This window comes from Sulfitobacter sp. M13 (assembly GCF_053474885.1).
In genome coordinates this window covers 61412-81430 of the sequence record NZ_JBRKBN010000004.1, presented here as the reverse complement: position 1 = coordinate 81430, position 20019 = coordinate 61412, and the positions used below count along the sequence as shown (strand labels likewise).

The 20019-nt window shown below is 58.4% G+C and carries 14 protein-coding genes and 2 pseudogenes; 2 read left to right on the top strand and 14 right to left on the bottom strand.

Annotated features, from left to right (window positions below):
• Nucleotides 1-189, top strand: coding sequence for a hypothetical protein (locus tag ACVBAU_RS17555; RefSeq protein WP_448329403.1), 189 nt, complete (start codon nt 1-3; stop codon nt 187-189).
• Here the strand turns inward: ACVBAU_RS17555 and ACVBAU_RS17550 are convergent.
• The 3 genes and pseudogenes from ACVBAU_RS17550 to ACVBAU_RS17540 form a co-directional block, all read right to left on the bottom strand.
• Nucleotides 186-1100, bottom strand: coding sequence for a DUF2493 domain-containing protein (locus tag ACVBAU_RS17550; protein ID WP_448329402.1), 915 nt, complete (start codon nt 1098-1100; stop codon nt 186-188). The genes ACVBAU_RS17555 and ACVBAU_RS17550 overlap by 4 nt on opposite strands.
• Nucleotides 1101-1416: 316 nt before the next feature.
• Complete coding sequence (locus ACVBAU_RS17545) at nt 1417-2475, bottom strand: DUF7146 domain-containing protein (protein ID WP_448329400.1); 1059 nt, start codon at nt 2473-2475, stop codon at nt 1417-1419.
• Nucleotides 2472-4271: pseudogene (locus ACVBAU_RS17540) on the bottom strand (strawberry notch C-terminal domain-containing protein); the annotation flags it as partial. The pseudogene ACVBAU_RS17540 and the gene ACVBAU_RS17545, both read right to left, overlap by 4 nt.
• Before the next feature lie 246 nt (nt 4272-4517).
• Between ACVBAU_RS17540 and ACVBAU_RS17535 the strand changes: the two are divergent.
• A pseudogene (locus ACVBAU_RS17535) lies at nt 4518-6961 on the top strand (TOTE conflict system archaeo-eukaryotic primase domain-containing protein).
• A 40-nt stretch (nt 6962-7001) separates the two neighbouring features.
• Here ACVBAU_RS17535 and ACVBAU_RS17530 read toward each other — a convergent pair.
• The 11 genes from ACVBAU_RS17530 to ACVBAU_RS17480 all read right to left on the bottom strand — a co-directional run bounded on the left by ACVBAU_RS17530 (nt 7002) and on the right by ACVBAU_RS17480 (nt 20003).
• Nucleotides 7002-8006, bottom strand: a complete 1005-nt coding sequence (locus ACVBAU_RS17530; protein ID WP_087205770.1) for a tyrosine-type recombinase/integrase — start codon at nt 8004-8006, stop codon at nt 7002-7004.
• Nucleotides 8003-8914, bottom strand: coding sequence for a tyrosine-type recombinase/integrase (locus ACVBAU_RS17525; protein WP_448329397.1), 912 nt, complete (start codon nt 8912-8914; stop codon nt 8003-8005). The genes ACVBAU_RS17530 and ACVBAU_RS17525 overlap by 4 nt, the downstream gene beginning before the upstream one ends.
• On the bottom strand, nt 8911-10437 hold the full coding sequence (locus tag ACVBAU_RS17520) for a tyrosine-type recombinase/integrase (protein ID WP_448329601.1): 1527 nt from the start codon (nt 10435-10437) through the stop codon (nt 8911-8913). Before ACVBAU_RS17520 ends, ACVBAU_RS17525 begins: the two co-directional genes overlap by 4 nt.
• A gap of 123 nt (nt 10438-10560) precedes the next feature.
• Nucleotides 10561-13161 (bottom strand): strawberry notch-like NTP hydrolase domain-containing protein, encoded by a 2601-nt coding sequence (locus ACVBAU_RS17515; protein WP_448329600.1) that lies wholly within the window; start codon nt 13159-13161, stop codon nt 10561-10563.
• Nucleotides 13162-13354: 193 nt separating this feature from the next.
• A complete protein-coding gene (locus ACVBAU_RS17510) occupies nt 13355-15094 on the bottom strand; it encodes a hypothetical protein (RefSeq protein WP_448329598.1) in 1740 nt (579 codons plus the stop codon).
• Nucleotides 15095-15148: 54 nt separating this feature from the next.
• Nucleotides 15149-15727, bottom strand: a complete 579-nt coding sequence (locus ACVBAU_RS17505; RefSeq protein ID WP_448329596.1) for a hypothetical protein — start codon at nt 15725-15727, stop codon at nt 15149-15151.
• Between the two features lie 87 nt (nt 15728-15814).
• Nucleotides 15815-16132 (bottom strand): hypothetical protein, encoded by a 318-nt coding sequence (locus ACVBAU_RS17500; protein ID WP_448329595.1) that lies wholly within the window; start codon nt 16130-16132, stop codon nt 15815-15817.
• A gap of 119 nt (nt 16133-16251) precedes the next feature.
• Nucleotides 16252-16659: a DUF3768 domain-containing protein gene (locus ACVBAU_RS17495; protein ID WP_448329593.1), complete on the bottom strand. Its 408-nt coding sequence runs from the start codon at nt 16657-16659 to the stop codon at nt 16252-16254.
• 126 nt (nt 16660-16785) lie between these two features.
• Entirely contained in the window at nt 16786-18126 is a 1341-nt protein-coding gene (locus tag ACVBAU_RS17490; protein WP_448329592.1) for a hypothetical protein, read from the bottom strand.
• Nucleotides 18101-18907: a ParB/RepB/Spo0J family partition protein gene (locus ACVBAU_RS17485; protein ID WP_448329590.1), complete on the bottom strand. Its 807-nt coding sequence runs from the start codon at nt 18905-18907 to the stop codon at nt 18101-18103. The genes ACVBAU_RS17490 and ACVBAU_RS17485 overlap by 26 nt, the downstream gene beginning before the upstream one ends.
• A 460-nt stretch (nt 18908-19367) precedes the next feature.
• On the bottom strand, nt 19368-20003 hold the full coding sequence (locus ACVBAU_RS17480) for a transmembrane anchor protein (protein ID WP_448329588.1): 636 nt from the start codon (nt 20001-20003) through the stop codon (nt 19368-19370).
• Between the last annotated feature and the right edge of the window lie 16 nt (nt 20004-20019).

Below are 20019 nucleotides of genomic sequence, written 5' to 3'. Positions count from 1 at the left end.
ATGAAGACGGACCAGTTTGGGGATATTGCGCGAAAACTTGCCGTTCTTGCCGCACAACCCGACACCAGTTTTGCGCTACGGGCTTTTCTGAATTCTTCGACGACACGAGATATTGTCGATGTGATGAATGAAATCGATTGTCTGGCGCGTATCCTTGATGAACACGCGCCAGAGGGGAGGGAGCTTTAGCCCCCAATCCTTTTGACCGGAATGCCCAGCTTACGAGCTTTATCAACGAGGTTTTCGTGAATACCGGAGCCGGGGCAGGCGATGATACCCTTCGGCATGGTCTTCAAGAGTTTATCGTTGCGCTTAAAGGGGGCCGCTTTGTTGTGTGATTTCCAATCGGGACGGAAGACCACTTGGGTGACGCCTCGGTTCTCTGCCCAGAGGCTCGCGATGTGTTCGGCTCCGTTCGGTGTACCGCCATGCAGCAGGATCATGTCCGGATATTTCTCTCTTGAGCCGTCGAGGATGGTCCAAATCGCATCGTAATCCTGGTAGTCGCCGCCGGTGAAGGCGATGCGGGTGCCATCGGGACAGTGGATTTCGTTCTTCTTTCGTTTTTCTGCGGAGAGGAAGTTGCGGCTGTCGACCACCGAGGCTGTGAGGTTCTTGTGCGAAACCCGCGATCCTGATCTTGGCATCCAGATCGATCCGGTCTCTGTGTGGAAATGGGCGGCTGACGCATCCCGCATCGCCTCATAGGCATCCCGGTGCTCGACCAGTTTTTGTCCGCGCTCGATCTTGCGTTCCAACTCCAGGCTTTTGACCTCTGATCCGTCCTGGCATCGAACGAGGTCGCGTTGTTCGCATTCATTCTCGTCGAGCTGGCGCTCTAATCGGTTGAGGCGGCGATGAAAGATGTTGGTGAGGGACCAGAGCATCTCCTGCAGATCCTCTTCGAGCTGTGTGTCGGCGAGAAGCATGTGGCTCGCCTCGACCATGGAGCTGATGGCGATCTCAGTCTGGTCCTCTTCGGGCAGTGGGCGACGATCGATTTCGTCTTCGGGTGGTGTCGCGCCGTAGAGGGCGAGATCGTCGAGGACGCTGGCTGTGGCGCTTGCGTCGGGGGTGAAGGTGGAGGATGCGAGGGTCATGATCTGGTCCTTTTTTGAGGCTTTGGGTTTCGTCCTGATCCGATTTGGATGGGGCGATAAAAGGACCGTCAGCAGCCCGGGCGCACCCGAAGGGCCGTAGCGCAGCGAAGGACGGGCAGGGCGCGGAAATTTGTCTCGCGAGGAATGGGCGCGGCACGCGCGCAGGGGAAATTTACGGGACCTGGCCGTTGCGGCCCGGGGTGAGGGCGCCTTTGCGCCCGACCTGTCGGTCCATCGACCGAGGAATCCAAACGGAACAGGACGTAGCGCCACCGCCAAAAGGTCAGCGCCTGTTCCTTGCTTCCTTCCGGCCCCCTTACGCGGAGGGCCAGAGATCATGCTCAGATGCATGCGCGTTGATGAAGGCCGCCAGCCGACGACGCAAGGCAGTCACGCCGTCCGTCGTGAGGTCCAGGTTGAAGTCGTCTCGCTCCGGGGTCAGCACGACCGGTTCGATCCCGTCAGCATCGGCGCGATCTGCGAGCCGGGTTGCAGCGCGCGCGCCAGCCTCGTCATTGTCGCGTGCGATCCAGAGACGCTTGATCGAGGATGGATAGGTGAAGGCAGCGAGATGGTTTGCTGTCAGGCAGGAGGCCAAAGCCGCTCTTGGAAGTGCTGTGCCGATGGACAAAGTGTTTTCGAGACCTTCGCCGGCAAGAAGATCGGTGCAAGAGCTCGTTTCACCAAACCGGATCGCGTTGCCATGTAGGCGACCGAGCACACGTTTCGGAGCCTCGACGTCGGCCAGACCGCTTGTCTGCGCATTGAGAAAGACGCGCGAGCATCCAGTGACCATGCCCACATTGTCGGTGATCGCCGCCAGAAGTGCCGGGATTTCCAGACGCGTCCCATCCTCGGCCCTGAGATAGACATTCGGATGAAACGCCAAGGCCGGCCCGAACCGAGCTATACCGCGACCGCGCAGATAGGTCTCGGCCACAGAGTTTTTGATCGGCCTGCCATAGGAGAATAATTTGCGGCCCGATGTTGCCTGACGATTGGAGGCCACGGCCGGTTCATAATCGCTTGTCCCGTCATCTGGTATCACGGGTGCCTCGCCGAGATAGTCAGCGGCTTGCCGCAACAGGTCTGGATAGGTCACCGGTTCCAGGCGATAGTGCAACAGGTCGAGCAAGTCGCCGTGATCGCCATTCTGATGGTCAGTCCACTTACCAGCTTGGCTATTACCCTGGGCGTTGAGCCGGATTGTTAAACTCCGACCTTTTGCACCGGAGATATCTGCCATCTGCCAATAATTGCCGACTTTGCGTCCTTCGGGAAACCAATGCCGACAGAACGCTTCGGCATGACGCGCCAGACCGCGGGCCAGAGCGCCCGGATCCAGTCTTTCAAACTTGCTGCCACAATTGGTCATGCAGCACTCCTCTCTCCGGATCCGGTTGCCGTGATCTTGTGGCGTGCCATGAGCTGATCCAAGACATGGGTGTCATGGGCCGGAATGAACAGTCGCGTGGCCCAGGAGATAATCTCGGTAAAGCACCCCATCGCTTTGTAGCTTTCCAAAGCGGCCGCATTGTAACCGGAGAGTTCCAGCCGGTATTCGCTCATCACCCGTGATCTGCGCAGGGTAAGACCACCGGACAGTGGCAGACTTTGGCCGCGTGTGAAGACAGCGTCGAATATTTCATCGGCGGTGAGCTCGACCGAGCATTCAAGTCCAAGGGCCGCATAGACGTTGGCAAGTTGATCCTGTGTCACCATACGCCCAATGGCGCGTTCGCCGTCTTCTGTCTGCAAGCGGTAGATGCGCATGTTGTCGGTCGGGAGACGGTCCCAGATCGGCAGCAAAAGGCCCGAGATCAGCGTGAGTTTGGAGACGGAGGTTTCGGGCACCGCGTCGACCTCCTTGGTCCAGGCGCCTTCGAACTCAAAATCGCTGACTTCCTCCCAGTGGGACGCGGGCAGCTCAAGCTCCAGCATCCGGTCTGTCGCCATCGGCCGCATCAATTCAACCCGTGCGATGGGCTCGCCCTCGTCCGTCATCAGGCTGGAGGTTGGGATGAGCACCGCTGCCCGTTCTGATTTGCGGTTGAGCATCAGTTGGGCATTGGGCTGGCTCAGACAGAACTCCTTGACCTTCACCAAAGTCAGTGGGTGGTTTCGGTCAGTTCGTTCGACCGTCAGCGCCGTCGCTTTCGCACCGGTCGCCGCGTGCTCAAAGATCGTCTTGCGGTCGATGATCTCGAATTTTTCGGCGCGCAGCGTTTCCAAACCGACCTCATAAGTGCCCGCCGCGATCGCATCACCGATGATGGCTTCGAGCAATCCCCCAAAGCATTCAAAGATCGCATCCTGCATATCGATGGTCAGCGCCAGACAGCGGTTGAGGAATTGCTGGATCGGCGGCAGCTGCTCTTTCAGCGTGCCGTCACTGTCCATGAGTGACAGGCCGGTCATCTCTTCGAACCGTGTTTGCGAACAGGCACTGATCCGCCCCTTTGTCAAATCCCAGAAGAAGTTGCGCAGGGCCTTGCGGGCATAGGCGCTTTCGAGATTGTCTTCGGCCCGGAACATATTCTGGCCACCGGTCTCGCGTTGTCCCTTGGTGATTGCCCCGAGCGTGTCGAGCCGCCGTGCAATCGTCGACAGGAACCGTTTTTCACCTTTGACGTTCGTGGCGCAGGGACGAAACAACGGCGGTTGCGCCTGATTGGTGCGGTTTGTGCGACCCAACCCCTGGATTGCATTATCTGCACGCCAACCCGGCTCCAACAGATAATGCACCCGCAATCTCTGGTTTTTGACGCCAAGATCGGCGTGGTAGGACCTCCCCGTGCCACCCGCATCGGAGAAGATCAGGATGCGTTTTGCATCGTTCATGAAGGCCTGCGTCTCCCCGATGTTGGATGACCCCGGCCGGTTCTCGACCTTCAGGCGCTGATCGCGGGTGCGGACAATGCGCCGGGAGCGCCCGGTGACCTCGGCGACCTGGTCTTTGCCAAAGTGCCAGAGGATCTGATCGAGCGCGCCTTGCACGGGGGCCAGTGCGCCGAGCCGTTCGACCATGGCATCGCGTTTGCGGGCGGCCTCGCGGCATTCAATCGGGTTCCCGTCTGCATCGAGAGCGGGACGGGATTTAAGATTGCCATCCTCATCGGTATAGGGCTCAAAAAGCTGTGTCGGGAAGGAATGCATCAAATAGTCGAGTACATAATATGCCGCGTCACCGTTATGCGGAGTTCGGGATTTCAACCTGTTGTTCTGCTGATTCATTTTCGGGTTTCCACTTTGGATAATCATGATGCCTCTGCTCTCAACCGCAGAAGGACATCCCCCATGAACTCCCCCTCCAACTCTCCGCTCGGCGGCCGTGCTGACGATCGAGAAAGCCTGCTTACGCGAGCCGCTTTCCCGCTTTATGCTGGACGGGACGGAAAGGATTGGGTGGAAACCGCGGTGGCAGAAAAGAGCAACATCGAGGCGGAAATGGCGCGGGTTCGAGCGCGTCTAGCCAATCTGGATGCCGAACGGCAGCAGCTTCAGCGCGAGATGGCGTCCCTCGAGGTTCGCCTCGCCGCTGAGCACGCGCCAGCCGTGAAACAGCCTTCCTTCGAGGACGCTCCGGTGACGAACAGTTCGCCGTCGCATGAAAAGGTCGATCTGTTCCGAAGTCTATTCGCCGGTCGGCCTGACGTGTTTCCTGTGCGGTGGGAAAACAGGAAGACCGAACGCTCAGGATATTCGCCTGCTTGTGCCAACGAATGGGTGAAAGGCATTTGCGGCAAGCCGAAGGTCAAATGCGGCGAGTGCCCACATCAGAAGTTCATCCCGCCGAATGAGTGCATCATGGAAAAACACCTGCGCGGTGATGATGGACGCAGCGGGGATTTTGTCGCGGGCGTCTACCCGCTGCTCCAGGGTGATACATGCTGGTTTCTTGCTGCGGATTTTGACAAGGCATCCTGGGCGGAAGACGCCAATGCGCTGCTGGAAACCTGCCGAGCAAAGGGAGTCCCTGCAGCGCTGGAGCGGTCGAGATCGGGCAACGGCGGTCATGTCTGGATCTTCTTCTCAGAACCCGTGTCCGCCCGTCTGGCGCGCCAGCTCGGATCGGTTTTGATCACGGAAACGATGGAAAGGCGGCCGGAGATTGGCTTTGCCTCCTATGACCGGCTGTTTCCAAACCAGGATATCATGCCGCTCGGCGGTTTCGGCAATCTGATCGCACTGCCGCTTCAGAACACTGCGCGCAAGGCTGGCAACAGCGTCTTTGTGGACGCGGGAATGCGGCCATTTGACGATCAGTGGGCCTTTTTGTCTTCCCTGCCGAGAATGTCGGCGTCAGCGGTGAGTGACCTCGTCGAAACGGCGGAGCTTTCCGGGCGGGTGTTGGGCGTGCGCATGCCGGTGGATGACGAACAGGCGAATGAGCCCTGGAAGATGTCTCCGTCACGCCACAGCACGCCACGACGTCTGGATGTGCCCATCCCGCAAACCATCAAGGTGACAGTCGCAGACCAGATCTATCTCGACCGGTCAGAGCTGCCTTCGGCCATGATTGCCCAACTGGTCCGACTGGCCGCGTTCCAGAACCCCGAATTCTATCGCGCCCAGGCGATGCGGCTGCCGACATTCGGCAAGCCGCGAATTGTGTCCTGTGCCGAACTGCATCCCCGACACGTCGCCCTGCCGCGCGGCTGCTTCGACGAAGCGATCGGGTTCCTGTCCGATCACGGTGCGACAGCCGACCTGGACGATTTACGTGCAGACGGAACCCGCTTGCCGGAGACGGTCCGCTTCCGTGGCGAACTTCGCCCGCCGCAAACGCGCGCGTTTGACGCCCTGGCCGAACATGATACCGGTGTGCTTGCCGCCACACGACCGCATTCGGCAAGACGGTCGTGGCCGCGGCGCTGATCGCACATCGTGCACGCAATACACTGGTGCTGGTTCACCGCCGGGAACTGCTAAACCAATGGGTCGAGCGGCTGAAGTCCTTTCTGCAGATCGACCCGAAGCTGATCGGCACCATCGGCGGCGGCAAACGCAAACCTACCGGTGTGATCGACGTGGCGCTGATCCAGAGCTTGGTCCGCAAAGGCGAAGTAGACGACATTGTTGCCGACTACGGACACCTTATCGTCGATGAATGCCATCATCTGTCTGCGTCAAGCTTTGAACTGGTCGCCCGCAGATCGAAGGCGCGCTACGTCACCGGGTTGTCGGCGACCGTCGCCCGAAAAGACGGACATCATCCGATCATCTTCATGCAATGCGGCCCCGTGCGCCATCAGGTGAGCGCCAAATCGCAGGCCGCCGAAAGCGGCATTCACCATCGGGCGCGTGAACGTCACACGAGATTCCGTTTGCCGGAGCCCCTCGCCATGGCGGAGCGCCCATCCATACCTGCAATTTATGCCGCGTTAGCGGAGGACCCTGCTCGAAACGATCTGATCTTCGACGATGTGCTGAAATCACTGGAGGCCAAACGCTCGCCGATCGTGCTGACCGAACGGAAGGATCACCTCCAGTATCTTCAGGACCGGTTCTCCCGATTTGCGAAAAACATTATCGTGCTCCGCGGCGGCATGTCCGCAAAGGACCGGAAGGCAGCGCATGCGGGGCTGACTGTCGATGACGATGAGGAACGGCTGATCCTCGCGACAGGGCGCTACATCGGTGAGGGCTTCGATGATGCGCGGCTAGACACCCTGTTCCTGACGATGCCGATCGCCTGGAAAGGCACGCTGGCGCAATATGTCGGCAGGTTGCATCGGCAGCATGACGGAAAGAAAGACGTCCTGGTGGTCGACTATGTCGACAGTTCGGTTCCGGTCCTGTCCAGAATGGCGGCCAAGCGACGAACAGGCTATCGGGCGCTCGGCTATGTGATGGAATAGCGCCCCGCCGGACGCGGGACGCCAGTTGTTACGCGTCCGGTCAGGAACGCTGCGTGGCCGCCGCCAATATCTGCATCAGCTTGTCCGAGGGTTCCCGGAACTTGCCCGGTTTGATCAACGGTGCGTGATGGGCATCCAAGAGCGCGAGCTTCTCGGTCGGGTCTGCGCGCAGATACATCTCCGTTGTCTGGATGCTGGCATGACCGAGCCAGAGCGCGACCTTGCGGACATCGCCGGTTGCCTGAAGTGTATGCATCGCACAGCTGTGTCGTAGCACATGCGGGGTGACGTGCTTTGCGGCGATCGACGGCGCCGAGCGTTCAGCTGTCACCACATGCTGCCGGAGCCTGTAGGCGAACCCGTCCCGTGTCATCTGGCGACCATCACGGTTCAGGAATAGTTCCGGCCCCGCATCGCCTGGCCGGACAGCCAGCCACGCGCGAATGGCGGCCTGGGTCTCTTTCCAGAGCGGCAGAATCCGCTCCCGCCGACCCTTGCCAAGAATCCGCACGCTGGAAAACGAGCCTTCAGGAAAATCGCCCATTCGCACTGCGAGCAGCTCGGACGCCCTCAAGCCCGCAGCATAGGCCAGGTGCAGCATCGCCCGGTCACGCAGTCCCCCAAGCGTATGGCGGTTCGGTGCGGCAAGCAGGGCCTGGAGTTCTTCCCGGGTCAGGTAGTCGATGAGCCTTGTATCCGTGCGCTTGACGGGCAGGGCTCGGATCATCAGCGCCTGCTCGAGACAGGCCGGGTGGCGATGTTCGACGAAACGGAAGAACGATTTGATCGCCGCCAGCCGCGCGTTGCGGGACCGGACGGAATTGGCGCGCCCTACCTCGATGTGCTCAAGAAACGCCCTGATCATCTGAACATCGAGGTCTTCGATTGCGAGTTCCGAAGGGGAGCGCTTGAGCCGTCCAGCGGCAAACCGCAGCAAGAGGGTGAACGCGTGGGCATAGGCTGCGATGGTATGTCGGCTTGCACCGCACTCGCCCGGAAGATGGGTTTGCATGAAGGCCGAAAGATCGGGAGCGAGCGGGGTCATGCTGCACCTCCGATCCAGGTCTCTTCGGCGGTCGAGGCGATCATCTCCAGCAGCACTGGCGTGGCCTCAAGGTACCAATAGGTGTTGGCGATATCGACATGGCCGAGATAGGTGCTCAGGGCCTTCATGTGCCGCATGACCGCCTGCGGATCGTTCCCGCAAGCTTCCAGAGATCGCACCGCGAATGTATGGCGCAGATCGTGCAGCCGGGGTCCGGGACCAGTCGGAGTGCGATATCCGAGCTTGCGGACGATTCGGACGAAGACCACGTGGACCCTGGTCGCCGTCGGGGCACGGCCATGGCCGAGTACGAAAAGATCATCGCCGGGATTGCGCACGACGCCTCGGGCTTCGAGATACCGTTCCAGAGCGGCGCGGGTCGAGGCATGTATCGGCACGAGGCGGCTCTTGCCGAACTTGCCCTTCCGGATCATGAGGCCGTCGTCGGTCAGGTCGTCGCACCGGAGGGACAAAGCCTCCGAAATCCGCAAACCTGTCGATGCAAGCAAACCGATAAGATTGTGGTAAGTCAGCGGGCTGATTGATGTCAGGCCCGGCACCAGAAGCGCTTCCCGCATGATCCGACTGATCTGGCCCTGCGTCATGATATACGGGGCGGGCCGCCGCCGTCGTGAACGGCCCAGCAGATTCAACGGCGGTATCTCGTGATGCGCATCTTCCGCATGCAGGAATACGGCTAACGCCCGGGCTTGATCGACCCGGATTTGCACGGCACCTGGCGTCGAGGCGCCACCAGCCCATTCCAATATCAGGGTAGTTGTCACGTGGCTGGCTGATCGGTCTGCAGCGAAATCCGCGAAAGAGCGCAAGGACGTCTCTTGCGCGGCAAACTTCTTTCCAAGGGCGCGGTTCAGTTGAACGAAGCGATCGACATGGGAATGCATCATGATGCGCGCTCCGGCCAAGGCTGGGCCACACCTGCCAGCATCTCGATATCGACCTTGGCATAGATCGCGGTCGTATCACGCGAGCTGTGGCGAAGCGCGACACCGATCTGATCAAGATCCGCGCCGCCGCGCAACCAGGCCGACGCCAGTGAATGGCGAAACACGTGCGCGCCCGTCGGCAGACCGGTGAAACCACCCCGGGCAAGGACACGGGAAACGATCCCGGCGATCTCAGCAGAGGACCGAAACGGAGTGAATGGCGCCTGAATGCGCAGAAAGACCCTGTCCGTTGTGACGACCGGACGCACATCTTCGATATAGGTCAGCAGCGCATCCCCAGCATCCTGTGGTATTGGTAGCAAAACTTCGCGTCTGGCTTTGCCATGCAATCGCAACCGACTCGCACGCCAATCAATGTCTGACAGCCGCAATTGCCAGATGTCACCGGCGCGCAAAGCCAGCCGCGCGAGCAGAAGGAGTATGGCGCGGTCCCGTATCTCGACAGGCGTTTTGGTTCCACAGGACGCTATTATCTCTTCAATTTTGGTTCGATGGATCGTCGGTGGTACCGCTGACAGCTTGCGCGAAACGGCAGATGGCACAGCATACAGGAGCGACGGGGCGCATTGGTTCTGAACAATCGTGAAGCGCAAGAAAGCGCGCAGAACGGTCACCGTCATCCGCACCGAAGATCTTGAGCGCTCTTCGCCCTGGTTCAAAACGATCGAGCGGATTGCCGCCGCGTTGTAGTCCTTCGGGGTTGCCCCGAGGCTATCCAGCCAGCGGTTCGCTTCGTACAAGAAGCGCCGTACGGTCTCGTGCGTCACCCCACGTTCGTGGCGTAACCATTCCGAGAACTCGGTCAGGCGCGGATCGCAGGTGGTAACGCAGTCAGGCGCTTCAGGCGGGATCAGACCCTCATCCCTCAGGAACCGGACAAAAGCACGCGCACCACGGCGGCGGTTCTTGAGGCGCGAGCCCAGCATGTCCTTGCCATGTTTGGTCTTCTCCCCACAGCGGCAATTATGCCGTGCGAAATGATCGATGGTAGCCTCATCGATTCCGTGGGCCGGAACACGCATCAGCAGCGCCCATTCCGCGAAATGGCGGGCCTGAGTCAGCTGCGTCGAGTACGTCACCTTGCTATATCCGGTGGCGCAGAGCTTCTCTGCATGGGCCTCCAGATATTGCCCGAGCCGGGCGACTTCATTTGCAATGAAGACCACCCCGGTGGCTTCGAGATAGCTCAGGAATCTGCGTGTATCTGTGGCGTAGGCAGGCTTGCGCAGTTGCGCAGGGCTGTAGCGGCCGCAGCGGCAGCGATGGCGAAGGAACCGATCCACCGCCGATGCGTCGAGGTCTCTGGTCGGGATCTTCCGGGCGCGTGCCCACTTCAGAAAATGCCGGGCGGCACCCACGGCGCCCTTCGAGAGCCGGGGATTGTCTGCGAGATAGGCGCTGACCAGAGCGACGTCGTCGGCGCCGGCACGGCCGCCGAGCGGAGAGTTGGAGGGGGAGTTCATGGGGGGATTTCCTTCTGCGGTTGAGAGCAGAGGCATCATGACTATCCAAAGTGGAAACCCGAAAATGAATCATCAGAACAACAGGTTGAAATCCCGAACTCCGCATAACGGTGACGCGGCATATTACGTGTTATCCGGAGTTCCGGATAACACGTATTCACGGGGAGTGATGTCGACATGCAGATCATGCCATTCCGATGCCGGGATCTGTGCCAACCGGCGTTCCATCAAGGCCTCACTGGTCGAGACAATCTGCACCACGGCCGATGCGCCGGTCTCCAGATCGTGTTCGATGGATTTGATCACGGTGGGGCATTTCATCGCGGTGATCAGATGGTTGAAGAAACGCTGCTTATTGCTCTCGAACGCTGACCGGGCCGCAGATTTGGCCTGCACATTTAGCGTGCCTCCCTCGGCAGTGATGCCTGAAGCCTCAAGTGCCGCTTCAAGGTTTGTATGAATGACCTGAAACGCTTCGGCGTAGCTGTCGTAGATGTCGCGCTGTGGCGGTGTCAGATCATGGACCAGCATCTCATATTCGACGCCCTCGTAAGATAGCGACCGCGCCAGATAAAGACCGAGCGCTTTAAGATCGCGCGAGATGATCTCCATCGCAGCAATTCCGCCCGCCTCCATATCCGCGATGAACTGCTCGCGGGTCGCGAAGGGTGAATCTCCGGTACTCCACAGCCCTAGACGGGAAGCATAGGCGAGATTGCCGACAATCGTCGCACCGGTCGCTGAGACATAAAGCACCCGCGCATCGGGCACGAGGTTCTGCAGCTTCAATCCGGCCAGACCCTGTTGTGATGCCTGTTTATCACCTCGCCCACCCTCCTTGCCTTTCTCACCCGCAGCGTTCGCCATGGCATGGGCCTCATCGAACGCGATCACGCCGTCAAAGTCCTTGCCGAGCCATGCAGTGACCTGATCGAGCCGCGAGGCTTTGAGGATATCGCCATGTTGACGCTCGGCCGTGCGCAGCGTCGCATAAGTGACGAACAGAATGCCTTGCGCGAGACGAATGTCGGAGCCCTGTTTGAACCGGGACAGCGGCACGATGTCAGAGGCACGTCCCCCGATTGCAGTCCAGTCGCGAATAGCATCTTCAATCAGCTTGTCAGATTTGGAGACCCAGATCGCGCGGTTGCGCCCACGCACCCAGTTGTCGAGGATGACACCAGCGACCTGTCGGCCCTTGCCGCAGCCCGTACCGTCCCCGAGGAACCAGCCTTTGCGCAATTGAAACCCGTCTTCGGCATCCACTTCACACGCGACAAGACGTTGATCCTCCTCATCGTGGCGGAACCAGCTGCTCAAATGCTGCTCGTGGGCCTCCCCCGCGTAGATGATGCTTTCGATCTGTGCGTCCGACAACGCGCCGTCGGTGATCAGGTTTGCGTGCAGTTTAGGGCGGTAGGAGGGAAGGGGTGGCGCGACCGAGGCCATGGCCGCTGACTGCACAAGTGCGGTCGGGTGCGAATGTGCCCCTTCGATGGTGATCGACTGAACCTCATAGCCTTCATAAAGCGCCTCGGTCAGACGGCTTGATTTCTCGACCCAGACTTTGGGTAAATAGCCGATCTCTTCCGCTTCAATCAGATCAAATGGATGCCGTGCTTTCTCCGCCTCTACCGCCCGCACCTGGCTGCGCGCTTTGTCCCGCAAAGATTGGATTGATGGTGACTGCACGGCTGGGGACCTTGAAGCGTTTGCTGCCTGCTCAGTTGGCCCAGCAATCAAGCGGGGCGGACAATGGGCTTGCACCAAGGCCAGAAGCGATTGCGAGCTTTCCGCCTGATCATGATAGGCGGCGGTCAAATCCGGCGTGAGATCGCGCTTCTTATCAATGACCGTCAGCCGGGTTTCCGTTGTGGTGCCGTGGCGTGCATAGACACGGCCCGCGATTGGCGCAGAAAAGCGGATCGAGGCGATCTCGCCGATGCGTTTGAAAGCAGACCGGAATGCGTTGTTGGAGGGCGAGAAATTGGCACCGGAGACTACGACCAATCGACCATCGGGCTGCAGCCGATCAAGCGCCGACAGAACATGCTGTCCCATGGCAGCCTTGTAACGGCCTTCGACACCGGGTGCGGCGGAGAACGGCGGATTCATGATGATGAGGGTCGGATCAATCACCGCATCAAGACGATCATCAATAGAACCGGCGTCATGGCGGCTCACAGACGCGTCAGGGAAAAGTAGGCTTAGGAGATCCGCGCGGACATCATCAATTTCATTGAGATGAAGTTTTGCGCCCGCCAATTTGGCGTAGATAGCCAAGAGACCGGTCCCGGCAGACGGCTCCAGAACGACATCATCAGCCCGACACTGCGCCGCCTCGGTAACGATCGACGACAGTGGCAGCGGCGTCGAGAACTGCTGCAGCTTTTGCGACGTCTCACTGCGCCTCGTGTGTGATAGTGCGAAGCCAGCAATCTTTTCGACCATTGCCAAGAACTTTGCTGGCGTGTCGCACTGGCGGCGCATCAGCGCGCCATATTTGAGCAGCAACAGGATCTGTGCGCACTCGCCAGCTTCATATCCGTCCTTCCAGACCCAAGCCCCGGAGGTGTCAGAGCCACCAAAAGCGGTCTCCATAGCGTCGCGAACGCAAGTCTTATCGAGCGCCTTGCCCTGTTCGAAATAGGGAAGCAGTTGATGAGCCGCCTGAAGCAGCGCGGCGGCACGCGACGGCGCGCCTGCAGTAAGCATATCTGTCATGGGAAATCTCCGGGTCAAAGGGTTGCCACCCATCCCCGCAGAACTCTCTCTGACACCGGGGAGGGCTTGCCCTTCCCCCGGACTGTCCTCTCCCTCTTTGCGGAAAACCCATGCTGGACCGCGCCTAGCAGTGCGTGAGGGTCGTATTCTTGTTCCTGAGACGGGATTGCCGACAGCTATCCCGTCGCTGATCTTACTCAGCCACCTTCACTTGTTGGGTGGCCAACCCGGTGACAACGATCCGCCCCTTGCCAATATTGACTGTGATGATCTGATCCTGTCGGCGCAGCCAATAGAGTTCACGATCAATAACGCGGGTGATCGCATTGATTTGCGCCTCGTGGCTGGTCTCGAGCAGGTTGATGGCAAGATCCTCGGCCTCATCTCGAAACCAGCGTTGCTGCTGATCATACGACCCCGCATCGACATCGTCGGAGGGATCGAACAGTGCACGTTCAAGGAAATCGACGAGATCGGCACTGGTCGCCTTGGATGACTTCGTGACCGCGATATCAACCTCATCGAGACCCCAATCGTCTTCTCCTAGGATCAGCCAGTCCGTCGCCAGGGTCCACTCCTCGGTATGGGTCGCATCTGACAAGGTGCAATGGATTTCCAACTGATCTGGCCGCTCGGTCATCGTGTGGCGGTTGCCCGGCTCGACGCAGGTTGTGTCGGTATCACCAACGATTCGGTATCCTTTGACCGACACCCGTGCCAGTTGGTCATACCAATCATAGCCTTCAAATCCGACTTTAGGATCATAAAGCTTGGTTTCAGCACGCTGGGCTGAGAGCGCGAAGGCGAGGTTTTGCTCCTCAATCGCGCCTCCGTCGAAGACATAGACAACATCATCGGCGTTGATTGTTTCAACTTTGCCATAACCGTTTTGGTCGCTATCAGCATGGCTCGGCTCGAACACACGCAATTGCATCGCAGCCGGTGGCAAATGGATGCCCAAATCGGCGGCGCGTTTGAAATTGTCATAGGAGAGAGAATGCGGTCCAGCTGCTTTGATCAGTCGATAAAAGATGGTGCTGATATGGGTGCGCAGTTCGTCCATGAAGGCGTTCTCGACGATTTCCTTACGGGCGGGCAGAACCAGCTTGATATCTGTGCACTGGATGACATCCAGACGTGCGTAGTATGATCGATGGAATTCTTGGCCCACGCTCGGCAAGCGGCCATACAGGGTCACACCGTGGAAATTGACGGTCTCGTTGTTACGGAAACCGATCGGGCCGCGTTCATAGATCCCGATCCGAATGCCGTTCCACTCTTCAATGTGCTCGGCATCTGAGAGGAAATCTTTTCGCTCGACGCGCACGCCGTCGACCATGACGGCAACGGGCAAATACCGCGCTGCGTGGTTTGCAGCAGCGGCATAGCTTTCGTTGGCTTTGGTGGCGATTAAGATCGTGGTGCCATCATGGTTGGCGGGGCCGTCATTGCAAGCGATCGGAACCGCTCCGCCAAAACTGTCCGGCTCAGCATCGATCATCCAAGACTGTGATGTCCCGTGTTTCTGGGCGATGATCCTGACCCTTCGACCAGCCAAAGAGAAAAACCCCATGCCAGCAGCGTCTTCCAGTGATTGAACGTCGGCGTCCCACGCGCTCTGTCCCAGTGTGAAAAGGTCTCTGGGATCGTTGAGACCGGGGCCGTCGTCGATCAGGCAGATAACTAGACCGATGTCGGGATAATCGATCTGGCTGACCGAAATCTGTGTCGCTCCGGCGCGGCGTGCGTTTTGGAAGAGCTCAGCAAAGATATCGTCGAGGGTGGCGTTGAACAGACGTGATACTTTCGAGATCGCGTCATCAGCAACGCAGGCGTGAAATGAAGTTGGGATGGTCATCGGAAAGCTCCTTGAAGAGGGGTGACGCCCTCCCGGAAACTCTCTCTCAGAGGGGGAAGGCTTGCCCTTCCCCAATCAGCCTCTGCCTCTTTCCGGCAGACGCGCCGCCAAGCAAGACGCGCGGCGGTGTCAGGTCACCGAAGATTTCGCTTCAGCGAGGCAATAGCCGTCATAATCGCCCAGAAACCCCCAGCAGGACGCAACTTCGTCTTCATCCTTTTCAACGACGAAGCCATAGCAATTGCCGGTCAGATAATGGTCGTAGGTTTGGACCTCTTGCCGCAGATAATCTGCGACCTTGGCGCGCATGTTCTTTGAAACGCGAGTGACGCAGTAGTCTTTGCGGATATCATCCAGCGTCACGTAGATGTAGCCGACCTGGCCGGAATCCCACGGACAGTGAAACCCGGTCGTGTTGATGGTGATGCCGCTGTGATCATAGAGATAGAGCGGCAGGATGACGGCGCGGTTCTCGGCACGCTCGAATAGGGCGTTCATCGGCAGGTCAGTATCACTATCAAGGTCGGAGAGGTCGATCAGCAGTTCGCGGGGATCGCCATAGTCGTGTTCATCGCCAAGATTGTAGCTGCTGTGCCAGCAATTCATCGTGCCGAGATTGTCATATTCGCGTGGGCTTTCGGGATCGGGGTCGTGGATGATCTTGATGGTGTGGTCCCGGTAGGTTTCTTCGTGGACTGGCGTATGCATCGTGTTTCTCCTGATGTGTGATGTCACAAACGAAAAAGGCCCGCCGTAACAGGCGAGCCTTGATGTCAAAGTGTTGTTTTGGATCGTTCAGGCGGCGGCGCTCTCCGCCTTCTTGGCCTCGGCCGCCTCAAACTCTTCTTTGCTCAACAGGTTAAAATAAAGGTTTTCGGTCGCTTTTTTGAAGCCGGGCGGTTTGCGCGGCGCGAGGCAGCGCACGGACGCGTTACAGCCCTCGCCATGTTCCATTGCGAAATGCGTGACCTGATCGACGAGATCGTCCATCCCGGCTGCGGTAAACTCTTTGCTGGGATAGGTGCCACCGAAAATGTCGTATTTGGTGACGACGAAACCGCCATCTTTATGGGCGGGGTAGAGCGTGACTTTATAATCGCAGGGTTTAGCCATTTGACTGGTCTCCGTGACGGGCGGGACCGGATCATCCGGCCCCTTGTGAAACCCGTCAGACGGATAGGACCGTCCTCGATCACGAGAACGGTCCAGATATCAATGAGCGTTTTGGCAGTTTAGTATTCGGACGGAAACAGCAGCGTCAGGACACGGCGGGTTCGCTCGGGATCAGTCGGTGTCTCCGCACCGTATTCGTAGTTTTCGTCGTACAGATCGAATTTGAACCAGACCCGTTCACCTTCGATCTCGAGCACGCCCATCTCGTGCAATCCGTAGGGATCGCTGTCGGAGTCGAAGGCATCAAAGTCGATCAACGCCTCGATCAGCGCTGCGCGGAATTCATCGCTTCGGGCGGCGATGCCTGCGGTCATGACGAGCTTGCCGGATGGGACACCGGGTGCTTTGAGCGATGCGGTCAAGGATGTGCGGAACGCATCGTTTTGTTTCGCAATGATCGCGGCTATCGCGGGATTGTTGACGTCCTGTTCATCTTGCGGTGCGGTAGATTGTGTTGCCTGGTTCATGATCTTTCTCCATGTCGGGATGGCCGACCCATTCGGCACTGGTTTGCCCGACAGCGGGATAGGACCGCCCCCGATCCCTTGGTGGGATGGGAACGATCCAAATGCTGCACCGTATGAATTATGGAGTTAAGCGGCGCCGCTCATGAACGCGGGCAGGGCGTCCGCGTCGTCAGCCGGGGAGACTGCGTCAACTTCTACCAGGTCTGTTTTCGCCTGATTAGCTGCCTCATCGCCAACAGCCATCCCGTCTGGTAACCAACGAGATGTCTTGGCAGCCGCCTGTGCTGTCAGCCCGGCGGCTTCTTGCGGCGTGTCGCAGAAGGCTTGCTCCATGGATTTTGCGATCTCGGCTTTGCGCAGACCCGACTTGTCGTCAGCCCAACGATCATCAATCAACGCCTTTGCCATATCAAGCGCATGGTCTTTCTTCACCCGACCCCAATAGGTATCGGCCGTTGGGCGCCAGCAGGCGGCCACATCGACATTGAGACGTGATCCAATCGCCTCGATCACGGCGCTTGCGCCAGTATCGTTGGAGAGCTGTTGGTTCAGCGCATAAGCCGCACACCACGCAAACAACGCCTGTTTATCACGCTCGGGAAGCGCTGACATTTGGGCTAAATCCTCAGGTGCCTTAGCCTCCATCCACGCAATGTTGAGACCGTCATTGAGCGCTTCGAGCATGCGTTCAGCAACAGTGTCTTTCAGGGTCTCCCGTGAAGCCGTTGTCGTCGCAGGACGCAGTGACAGATCAAGAGGAGACACACGGCGGTAGTTGCCAAAAACCGAGGTGACCATCGCATAGAGCATGGTGTCATAGGCTGTGGTGTAATCGGCCGCCAAGTGCGCTCGCAGGATCTGATGCCGCGTCGCCCGTAGGTCATCGGCCAGTGAACGTGGGATGCCCTGTTCCTTGCGCGCGGCATCCGTTGCGTTCAAGGGAACGTCAGGTCGAGACATTGAGGCAGGAAGCTCGATGGCAGGTCCTGAAGGGGTGTTGTTACCTTTAGAAAATGATCCGCCTCTCGCGTTATCTGCAACATCAGTCTCAGCCGGTTTGGGAATGTCCTCGGGTTTCACCAACCCGGTTTCCAGCCGCGGCTCGCCATTATGGGAGATGCTTACGATACATCCGGCGATTTTATAGTCATCGTCGCTGTAGGCAACGTTGGCCTCCTCGATCTCGTCGATTTCGCGGATGCGTTCCCAGATCTGATCTTCTTCTTCCTGACGTTCCTCTGTCCACGTCTGTTCATCATAGTCCGCTTCCAGGACGGCGTGACGTTCTTCCAGTTTGGCTTTCTCGGCAACGAGTTTTGGATCGGGGTCGAGCGGTTGGGGATACACCCGACCGTAGGGACGAAAGCTATCATAGTCGACGTCCAGACTGGCCTCCGCCCATTTCCAGGTCTTGGTCTCTTCCTCGGCCAGACTCTGTAGCTTATCCATCGCCAATTTCTCCAGCAAGTCGGGATCCTCCAGATGCATCGCGTCGCGCTCGGAGAAGAGGTCCTCGATGACGGAACCGCCCGCTTGCTTGTATGCGTCGATACCGACGAACAGAGCCAGTTTGGAGGAGCCGGAATAGGATTTCTGGGTTAGCTGGTTCCGGATCGAATGGGGGGGACGGATTGTAGTGCTGCTTGACCACCTCCCACGTTTCAACTTGGCGCGCGTGATCATCGGTCAATGTGAACGCCATGACGCAATCGAGTGACATCTCACCTTCCCGAAAGATTCGCATCAGGTCGGGTGATACCGAGGCGAGCTTGAGACGCCGACGCACAAGATCGTTGGTAATCCCGAACCGTTTTGCAATCTCGTCCTCGGTGCGACCCTTTTTGCGCAATGCCGCAAAAGCCTCGAATTGGTCAGCGGCATGCATCGCGGCGCGGATCATGTTTTCTGCAGCGGATGTGTCTTCGGCCTGATCTGGATCTTCCACAGAGCATGCGATCGGATGGCTGGGTTTGATGATTTTGTCTTCAGCCAGCTTGTTCAGGGCTGCCAAACGTCGGCCGCCGGCATGCACATGAAACTTCGTGCCAACTTTGTGCACGAGAAGGTTCTGTTTGAGGCCAGTCTCTTTTATACTGGCGTAGAGTTCGGCGTCCTGGTCTTCGGTCGCTGGTGTCTTGCGGACGTTCTTTGGGCTGATCACAAGCTTGTTGAGCGGGATCATTTGCGGTTCCAGCTCTGGCAAGCTGGTAGCGCCAGCCGCCCTGGACTTGGATTTAGGGTTGGTCATCGGAGAGCTCCTTTAGGAGCCGGACCGGGAGAGCCTCTCTCTCCCTTCAAAGCCCGGCAACCCGGGCTGACCTTCCTCTTCCTCTCTGCAGCATCAGGCACGGCGCGGAACAATCCATCAGAGTGCGGCGTCTCGTACTTTGCTTGCGGCCCAAAACCTAATTCGCAGGAGCTCTAGATGGGGCAGGGAGCTTTTATCACGAATAACGCGACGTGAATCCGGCAGCAGTTCTATGATAGCGAGGTGGCTAAGAAGCAAATGTGTTGGTAAAATTTTACCACCTGATAAAATACTGATAATGATACTTATGTTAAATTTAAGCAAAATACAATCAATCTTGCGATATGCAATGCTTTGCTAAGACTGTCAGATCCTCTGTGCTCACCGCTAGTTTGCAGTTGCTCTGGAACGACAGAAGGCCGTGGCCCCCACGATCTTACGCAGGGGCCATCGACATATTTTATGGCAGCTTCATCTCGCTGTAGTCGCCCCTGACATAGAGCGTGACGGTAACGTCCTGCCCATCGCGATTCCGCCAGAACCAGCCATGATTGCCAGTGAAGGCTGCTGTCAGGACACCCTCTTCTTCCTCAACCGCACGGCCTTTTGCATAGCTGATGTTATTACCACCGCCATCCCCGTGCAGGTCAAAATTGACCACGCCATTTTCAGCAACCCAGAGGAATTCGGTCTCCGCGCCTTCTTCCATGACCAGCTTGACCTCGATCCCTTCGCCGGGGGTCAGCGTGACGCTGTATTGATCTGTCCATTCTGGTTCAGCAGTCTGAGCATGGGCAGCCCCGACAAAGAAGCTGAAGAACCCGCCGCCAAGGCTTGACTGTTCTTCGACGGCACCGGTGTTCTGAAGCTCCAGCAGGCGGTCGGCTTCGGCCTCTTCGGCAAGCTGTACTTTGATATCGCCCATCTCTGCCAGGCCAACAGCCTGACCTATGCCAGTAGGATCAATCCCGTATTCCGAGGGCAGGACGACCGTGACGAGGATCGCGACCGCCGCGACGGCAGCCAGGATCGTAGATTTGATAAGCTGCGCTGAGGTTGGCAGCTCGTCGGGGTTTGGTTTGTTTCCGTTGTGCATTTTTTTATTCTCCAAA

Bases quoted from the DNA above. Each gene is read 5' to 3' on its own strand.
- ACVBAU_RS17530 (WP_087205770.1), bottom strand. From the start codon at position 8,006: ATGACCCCGCTCGCTCCCGATCTTTCGGCCTTCATGCAAACCCATCTT.
- ACVBAU_RS17545 (WP_448329400.1), bottom strand. From the start codon at position 2,475: ATGACCAATTGTGGCAGCAAGTTTGAAAGACTGGATCCGGGCGCTCTG.
- ACVBAU_RS17520 (WP_448329601.1), bottom strand. From the start codon at position 10,437: ATGAACTCCCCCTCCAACTCTCCGCTCGGCGGCCGTGCCGGCGCCGAC.
- ACVBAU_RS17500 (WP_448329595.1), bottom strand. From the start codon at position 16,132: ATGGCTAAACCCTGCGATTATAAAGTCACGCTCTACCCCGCCCATAAA.
- ACVBAU_RS17550 (WP_448329402.1), bottom strand. From the start codon at position 1,100: ATGACCCTCGCATCCTCCACCTTCACCCCCGACGCAAGCGCCACAGCC.
- ACVBAU_RS17525 (WP_448329397.1), bottom strand. From the start codon at position 8,914: ATGATGCATTCCCATGTCGATCGCTTCGTTCAACTGAACCGCGCCCTT.
- ACVBAU_RS17480 (WP_448329588.1), bottom strand. From the start codon at position 20,003: ATGCACAACGGAAACAAACCAAACCCCGACGAGCTGCCAACCTCAGCG.
- ACVBAU_RS17515 (WP_448329600.1), bottom strand. From the start codon at position 13,161: ATGACAGATATGCTTACTGCAGGCGCGCCGTCGCGTGCCGCCGCGCTG.
- ACVBAU_RS17555 (WP_448329403.1), top strand. From the start codon at position 1: ATGAAGACGGACCAGTTTGGGGATATTGCGCGAAAACTTGCCGTTCTT.
- ACVBAU_RS17485 (WP_448329590.1), bottom strand. From the start codon at position 18,907: ATGACCAACCCTAAATCCAAGTCCAGGGCGGCTGGCGCTACCAGCTTG.
- ACVBAU_RS17495 (WP_448329593.1), bottom strand. From the start codon at position 16,659: ATGAACCAGGCAACACAATCTACCGCACCGCAAGATGAACAGGACGTC.
- ACVBAU_RS17505 (WP_448329596.1), bottom strand. From the start codon at position 15,727: ATGCATACGCCAGTCCACGAAGAAACCTACCGGGACCACACCATCAAG.